7 protein-coding genes are annotated in these 6,705 nt (G+C 35.8%); 3 read left to right on the forward strand and 4 right to left on the reverse strand.

The window, feature by feature from the left end:
* Nucleotides 1–113: 113 nt before the first annotated feature.
* Nucleotides 114–869, reverse strand: coding sequence for a PilZ domain-containing protein (locus ABX784_RS14570; RefSeq protein ID WP_372655791.1), 756 nt, complete (start codon nucleotides 867–869; stop codon nucleotides 114–116).
* A 179-nt stretch (nucleotides 870–1,048) separates the two neighbouring features.
* On the opposite strand from ABX784_RS14570, the gene yaaA reads away from it, so the two are divergent.
* Entirely contained in the window at nucleotides 1,049–1,810 is a 762-nt protein-coding gene (yaaA, locus tag ABX784_RS14575) for a peroxide stress protein YaaA (protein WP_372655792.1), read from the forward strand.
* On the opposite strand, the gene ABX784_RS14580 is transcribed toward yaaA, so the two are convergent.
* The gene (locus ABX784_RS14580) at nucleotides 1,811–2,797 is read right to left on the reverse strand and encodes a YceI family protein (protein WP_372655793.1); all 987 of its coding nucleotides are present in this window, start codon (nucleotides 2,795–2,797) and stop codon (nucleotides 1,811–1,813) included.
* A 51-nt stretch (nucleotides 2,798–2,848) separates the two neighbouring features.
* Nucleotides 2,849–3,526, reverse strand: a complete 678-nt coding sequence (locus ABX784_RS14585) for a hypothetical protein (RefSeq protein WP_372655794.1) — start codon at nucleotides 3,524–3,526, stop codon at nucleotides 2,849–2,851.
* 193 nt (nucleotides 3,527–3,719) lie between these two features.
* On the opposite strand from ABX784_RS14585, the gene ABX784_RS14590 reads away from it, so the two are divergent.
* A complete protein-coding gene (locus ABX784_RS14590) occupies nucleotides 3,720–4,712 on the forward strand; it encodes an adenosine kinase (protein WP_372655795.1) in 993 nt (330 codons plus the stop codon).
* 17 nt (nucleotides 4,713–4,729) lie between these two features.
* Nucleotides 4,730–6,127 carry an asparagine--tRNA ligase gene (gene asnS, locus ABX784_RS14595; protein ID WP_372655796.1) on the forward strand — a complete coding sequence of 466 codons (1,398 nt, stop codon included), beginning with the start codon at nucleotides 4,730–4,732 and terminating at the stop codon, nucleotides 6,125–6,127.
* A gap of 41 nt (nucleotides 6,128–6,168) precedes the next feature.
* Here asnS and ABX784_RS14600 read toward each other — a convergent pair.
* Nucleotides 6,169–6,705 (reverse strand): SbcC/MukB-like Walker B domain-containing protein (locus ABX784_RS14600; protein WP_372655797.1); only part of this gene is annotated, 537 nt, incomplete at its 5' end.

Consider the following 6,705-nt stretch of genomic DNA (forward strand, 5'->3'; position numbering starts at 1 on the left):
AGTGGCGTGAAGAGGTTTGTCGTTAAGAGAGGAGTTAAGTCCCCAACTCTAAAGGCAAAACCAAGCGCTCAGTACATTGGTAAGAGCGCTCGTTATGACCTCTATATTTTTGCCTAGGCACTTAGTTGTTGGATGTGGTGCTTCTTTGCTGCCCTTGAAATCATATTGATTATTTTTCTCATATAGAGCTTTTCCCAAATATTTTCATACTCAAATGCAATACCAAAACCCTTCTCATCATCAAACTCATGCTGAGAAATGATCTTTGCATTTAAGCAGATATTATCGCTTATGAAGGTGATATTGATAATCATCTTTTGACCACATATATCAGCTCCCTCTGGGAGAGTGATAAAGGCACCTGAGTGTGAAATATTTAAGATCTCTGCGTCTTTAAGTGTGTTGTCTGTAGCTAGAGAGTAGGAGCAAGGAATCCTAATAGTGTATCTCTCTCTATGTTCCCACCATCTATCGGCCCTATTAAAGAAGGGTTTTCTTATCTCTGGTAGTAGGAAGTAGACAATAATCGCCACATTACATGCGAGAATTATTAGGCTTGGCCACTGTGGTGAACTGCTGGCATAGGGCCAAGTGAAGGCCTCATAGCTTAAGTGGGAGTATATGGAATAGAGTTGAACACTGACAAATATAGGGTAACTCCACTTCTTGACCCCTAATAGGGCAATTCCACCAATAGGGAATAGGAACCAAAACTCAAAGACTGCCCTAGATGTATTAAGGTGAGATATATTTTCAATGATAGAGAGTATAGGGAAGTGCGTCGTTGCTTTGAAGTACGCAATCTTAAGTAGTGGCTCTATAAGGTGTAATATTCCGAGTATGACAAATGGAAGCGGCCTATGTTTCATTTCGTTACCTTTTTTAATGTCCCTTAGGCCTAGTATATAGAAATTAGAAAAAAAGAAAAATTCAACATTGATGCCAAAAAAGTTAATTAGATATCAGCTATTTACTACGGGCCTGCCATGGCCAATTGGCAATGATTTGAGTAGTCTAGCTATGTTGTTAATTTAACGGAGTATAGACTGTGTTAGTAATTGTATCACCAGCTAAGAAGCTAGATTTTGAATCTAGTGCACCGATTTCAGATTATAAAGAACCTAAGTTCATTGAAAAATCTAAGACTTTAATTAAAGAGTTAAAGAAATGTACGCCTGCAGAGATTTCAAAAATGATGAAATTATCTGAGGCCCTAACTAAGTTAAATGTAGATAGATATAAATCTTTTAAAACGCCTTTTTCTCCTGAGAATGCAAAACAGGCCATATATTCTTTTAAAGGTGACACTTACGTGGGACTAGATGCTGAAACGTTGTCTAAGGCCCAGGTTAAGTATGCTCAGAATCACTTAAGGATTCTCTCAGGTCTCTATGGCGTTCTTTCTCCACTAGAGCTTATTCAGCCTTATAGATTAGAGATGGGAACAAGGTTTGCTTGTGATGGAAATAAGAACCTCTATGAGTATTGGAAAGAAGATCTTACAAAAGAGATAAACTCTATCCTTAAAAAAGAAAAAGTTTTAGTTAACTGCGCGTCTACAGAGTATTCTAGTGCAATTGATTTTAGTTCAATTAATGGACAGGTTATTACGCCAGTATTTAAAGATATGAAGAATGATAACTATAAGGTTATTGGACTCTTTGCTAAGAGAGCAAGAGGAATGATGGCCAGGTTTATTATTGAAAACAAAGTAACAGAAGTTGAAACTCTAAAGAGCTTTGATAGTGATGGTTATAAATATAGCCCATCAATGTCTAAAGGTGATGAGCTAGTATTTACCCGTGGTTAATTAATTTCCCCACGGGTGTGGTCCATAGCCCATATATGGTGCTAGGAGAGTTGCGATATACATAATAAGAATCATCACAATGATATTTGGAATTAAGAAAGTCCACTTTGGATCAAAGTTCTTTTTCTCTAAGAACTTAGTAATAACGATTTGAAGCTTAATTCCACCACCGATTAAGATAACAAAAGCTATAAATCCAAAAACAATATTTAGAACTATATCTTTAACTTTAGGCAGCTCTGGTGTTGAGACAACACTAGGGGCCACTACATTGCCAGCTGTTGTCTCGTTTATTGGAGTAGATTCATTTACTACTTTTTTTTTATCAGTAATTTCTTTTGCTACAGATTTTTTAATATTTTTTGTTGGAAGGTAGAATCTTGAAAACGCTGGTCTTACACCTTGTTCAAAAGCTTCAATGATTATATCAATCTTAACTGACTCACCAAGAAGTAATCCACCTTTATCAAGTTTCTTATTCCAGCTTAGTCCAAAGTCTTTACGATTAATGACAGTACTTGCTTCAAAGAATTGTGCGATTTTATTTTGATCCCAAGGATCTTGAACACTTCCCTTGTACTTAATATCAAAAGTAACTTCTTTCTTTGTATCTAAAAGTTCTAGATTTCCAATAAGTTTTACTGGTTTGTAATCTTTGTAGACTGTATTAGTTGATACAAAGCGAATACGTGGATACTTATTAGTGTAGAAGAAATCTTCCTTTCTAATGTGAGCATCTCTTTTTGTATTATTTGTATCAACGCTCTTTGTTTCGATGACAAATTCTACGTTATCAAGTTTCTTCGTAGCTTCATTAAAGTCAAAGGCTCCATCAAATTTAGTGAACGCACCAGAGACATCAGTAATTCCCATGTAAGGTATTTGAAATGTCACTTTTGAGTGTTGCCAGTTCACACGCCAAGTTTCAGCATGAGTGGTAGATAGAAGTAATAATGTAACTAGTAGTAATTTATAGATTGTTTTCATGGGAAGAATATAGCCCAAGTTATATACCTGGGCCATAAAATTATACTCGACTTACTTTGTTGTTTTCTTTGTTACTTTCTTTTTTGCTGCAGTTGCTTTCTTTGTAACTTTCTTTTTTGCGGCGGTAGTTGTCTTAGCGACTTTCTTCTTTGCCGTTGTTGCTTTCTTAGTTACTTTCTTCTTTGCTGTTGTTGCTTTTTTAGCGACTTTCTTTTTTGCCGCAGTAGCTTTCTTTGTAACTTTCTTTTTTGCTGCAGTAGCTTTCTTAGTTACTTTTTTCTTAGCAGCAGTGGCCTTCTCTTTTTCTTCAGCTACTTCATCTGCAACTTTTTCTACTTTTTTAACAGCAGCAGTTACCTTTCTCTTTGTTGATTTTACTGCTTTATCAACTTTTTTCTCTAGGTTTTCTTTTTGCTTTTTAACATCTTTGATCGTTGATTTAGCTTTTTTTATAACTGGAGCAGTGAATGAGTTTTCACCAGCCTGTTCTTTAAGTGATCTAAGTTCATTTACTAGTTGTCCGTAGAAACCAAGTATTTTCTTCTTTTGGATATTTACTTTGTCATAACGATCTTTGAATGTTTTTAGTAATTCAGTGTGTTTTTCTTCGTTATAGTTTTTGATTTGCTCTAGAAGCTCTTCACATTTAGCTCTAAAGTCTTTCTTTTTAGATTTCGTTTTCTCAGCTAACTTTTCTTGTTTCTTTTTTAGAAAGTCTTGAATAGTCATTTTTATTCCCTTTGATATTGATAAATAACTCTATTTTCTATCCTGCCCTCAGTGGCAGTGTCGTGCTTAAATTGTAACTATTTGTAAATGTGTTGGCCATAGATTTTAAGTTATTGATTCTAAAACAAAATACCATGACAAATTACTTGTCTATAGGTAATATTTTTTCAAATTTTAAAAAGGATTACTAATAATGAAGAAATACGACGTCTATGGAATTGGAAACGCTCTTGTTGATATGGAGTATGAAGTTGAACCTGCTTTTTTAGAGAAGATGAGTGTTGAAAAAGGTCTTATGACGCTAGTAGACCAGGCTAGACAATCTGAATTACTAAATAATTTAGAAGGTGTTTCTCACGCAAGAAGCTGTGGAGGCTCTGCGGCAAATACAATTATCGCAGTAAGTCAGTTTGGTGGTAAGTCTTTTTATTCATGTAAAGTTGCTAATGATGAGACTGGAGAGTTTTACTACAAAGATATCGTAAGTAACGGTGTTGCTACAAATATGGGTGAAAATAGAGAAGAAGGCCTTACTGGAAAATGTATGGTTTTCATTACTCCTGATGCAGATAGAACAATGAATTCTTACTTAGGAATAACTGAAACTTTTTCTACGAATGAGATTATTGAGTCAGAACTTCTAGCTTCTGAATACTTATATATTGAGGGTTACCTAGTAACTTCTCCTACTGGTAAGGCCGCTGCTATTAAAGCAAGAGAGCTTGCTCAAGCTAATGATGTAAAAGTTGCTCTAACTTTCTCTGACCCAGGTATTGTTGGATTCTTTAAAGAAGGTTTCAAAGAAATAATTGGTGAGAAGAAGATTGATTTATTATTTTGTAATGAATCTGAAGCTATGAGTTTCACTGAAGCTGATGATGTAGATACTGCTGTTAATTTACTTAAGTCTGTTGCAAAGACATTTGCTGTGACTCTAGGTGAGAAAGGCGCAATCGTTTATGACGGTGAAAGAGAAATAGCAATTGAAACTAAGAAAGTTGTTGCTAAAGATACTAACGGTGCAGGTGACTTATTTGCTGGTGCTTTCCTTTATGGAATCACTAACGGATTAGAGTATACTCAAGCTGCTAAGTTAGCATGTCATAGTTCTAGTGAGCTTGTTACTAAATTTGGTGCAAGATTAGAAAAAGAAAATGTAATCACAATTAAAGAAAGCCTTCTTTAATTTGTTGGAGATAAACTGTGGAAAGAATTTTACTAAAGAAAATATTTAAAGATGAAATCGTTGATCGTGATGCAGTTGTTAAGGGCTGGATCAGAAGTATAAGAAAAGCAAAGAAGTTTTCTTTTGTAATGATTAATGATGGAAGTTGCCAAGGTGATCTACAGATTATTGTTGATGGATCTACTCCTAATTATGAAGAGATTTCTTCATTATTAATTGGTTCATCAATCTCTGTGACTGGTGCACTTGTTCCTTCAGGTGGAAGAGGGCAGAAAGTAGAGATGCACGCTAAGTCTGTTGAGATTATTGGTAAGTGTGATGAGACTTACCCTCTTCAAAAGAAAGCAACTTCTCTTGAGTTTTTAAGAGAGCAAGCTCACTTAAGAGTAAGAACAAATACATTTGGTGCTGTTTTTAGAATCAGACATGAGTTAGCTCAAGCTACACATAGATTCTTTTCAGATAATGGTTTCTTTTATTTAAATTCTCCTATTATCACTTCTGTTGATGGTGAAGGTGCAGGAGAGATGTTTAGAGTCTCTGCACTTGATTCTAAGAATCCTCCTCTTACAGATAAGGGTGAAGTTGATTTTTCTAAGGACTACTTTGGTAAAGAGACTTCTCTTTGTGTTACGGGGCAACTAGAAGGTGAGTGTTACGCTTCTGGGCTTGGTGCTATTTATACTTTTGGACCAACCTTTAGAGCTGAAAATTCTAATACTCCAAGACACCTTTCTGAGTTTTGGATGATTGAGCCTGAGTTGGCGTTTGCTGATCTTGATGACGTTGCTAAGCTTGCTGGTGACTATATTCAATATATGATTTCAGAAGTACTAAAGAACTGTCCTGATGAGATGGACTTTCTTATCAATAGACATGGTGGAACTCTAGATGAGTCTCATATTGAAATGTTAAAATTAGTTAGAGACACTCCATTTACTAAGATCACTTATACTGAGGCGATTGATATTCTTAATGCTTCAGGTGAGAAGTTTGAATTCCCTACAGATTGGGGTAAAGAGCTTCAAACTGAACATGAGAGATTCCTTGCTGAAAAGCACTTTAAAGGTCCTGTGATCGTGACTGATTATCCTGCTGACTGTAAAGCTTTTTACATGAAGCAAAACCCAGACGGTAAAACAGTTAGAGCAATGGATGTTCTAGTTCCTGGTGTTGGTGAAATCATTGGTGGATCTCAAAGAGAAGAAGATCTAGAAAAGATTTTAGCAAAAATGGATAAGGACGGTATGGAGAAAGAAGGGTACTGGTGGTACCTAGATCTTAGAAAGTACGGAACTGTTCCTCACGCTGGTTTTGGACTAGGTTTTGAAAGAGCGATTATGTATATAACTGGTATGGCAAATATCAGAGACGTAATTCCATTCCCAAGAAATCCAGGAAACTGTGACTTTTAGATAATATAATTACAAACTAGGTCTATATATTCTTTATAGGCCTAGTTATATAAGTACTCTATCTTCGATTGCCCTTCGGCCGATTTATTTAAGTTTATATTTGCAGGAATTCTTGATGTTAACTCTCTTATGTGAGAGATGATTCCAATTTGCTTTCCTCTTGATCTCACAGACATAAGTGCACTAAAAGCGTCTTCTATACTGTCGGCGTCTAAGCTTCCAAATCCTTCGTCAATAAAGAAACAATCAATATCGACTTGTCCTCTAGTCATCTCTGCTAGAGTTAGCGCCATGGCGAGTGAGACTAGAAAAGTTTCTCCGCCTGAGAGTGTTGTGACCTTTCTCTCCATTGCTCCATTCCAGCGGTCGGATATAAAGAAGTCATGTCCATGAGTGCTCTCTTTTTGAGTAAGGCCGTATCTTCCATCACAAATTTTTGCGAGTTCGTGATTCGTATTTTGAATAAGTTGTTGCTCTATAAAACCTAAGACAAAGTTTCTAAATTCATCTTTATTCTTTCCAAGTACTTCTGCCAGAGTGTTGAGCCTTTCAAAAGAGCTCTTAAGTTCTTTTAGAAG

Origin of the sequence: Halobacteriovorax sp. (assembly GCF_041587335.1) — a bacterium.
GTDB lineage: Bacteria > Bdellovibrionota > Bacteriovoracia > Bacteriovoracales > Bacteriovoracaceae > Halobacteriovorax.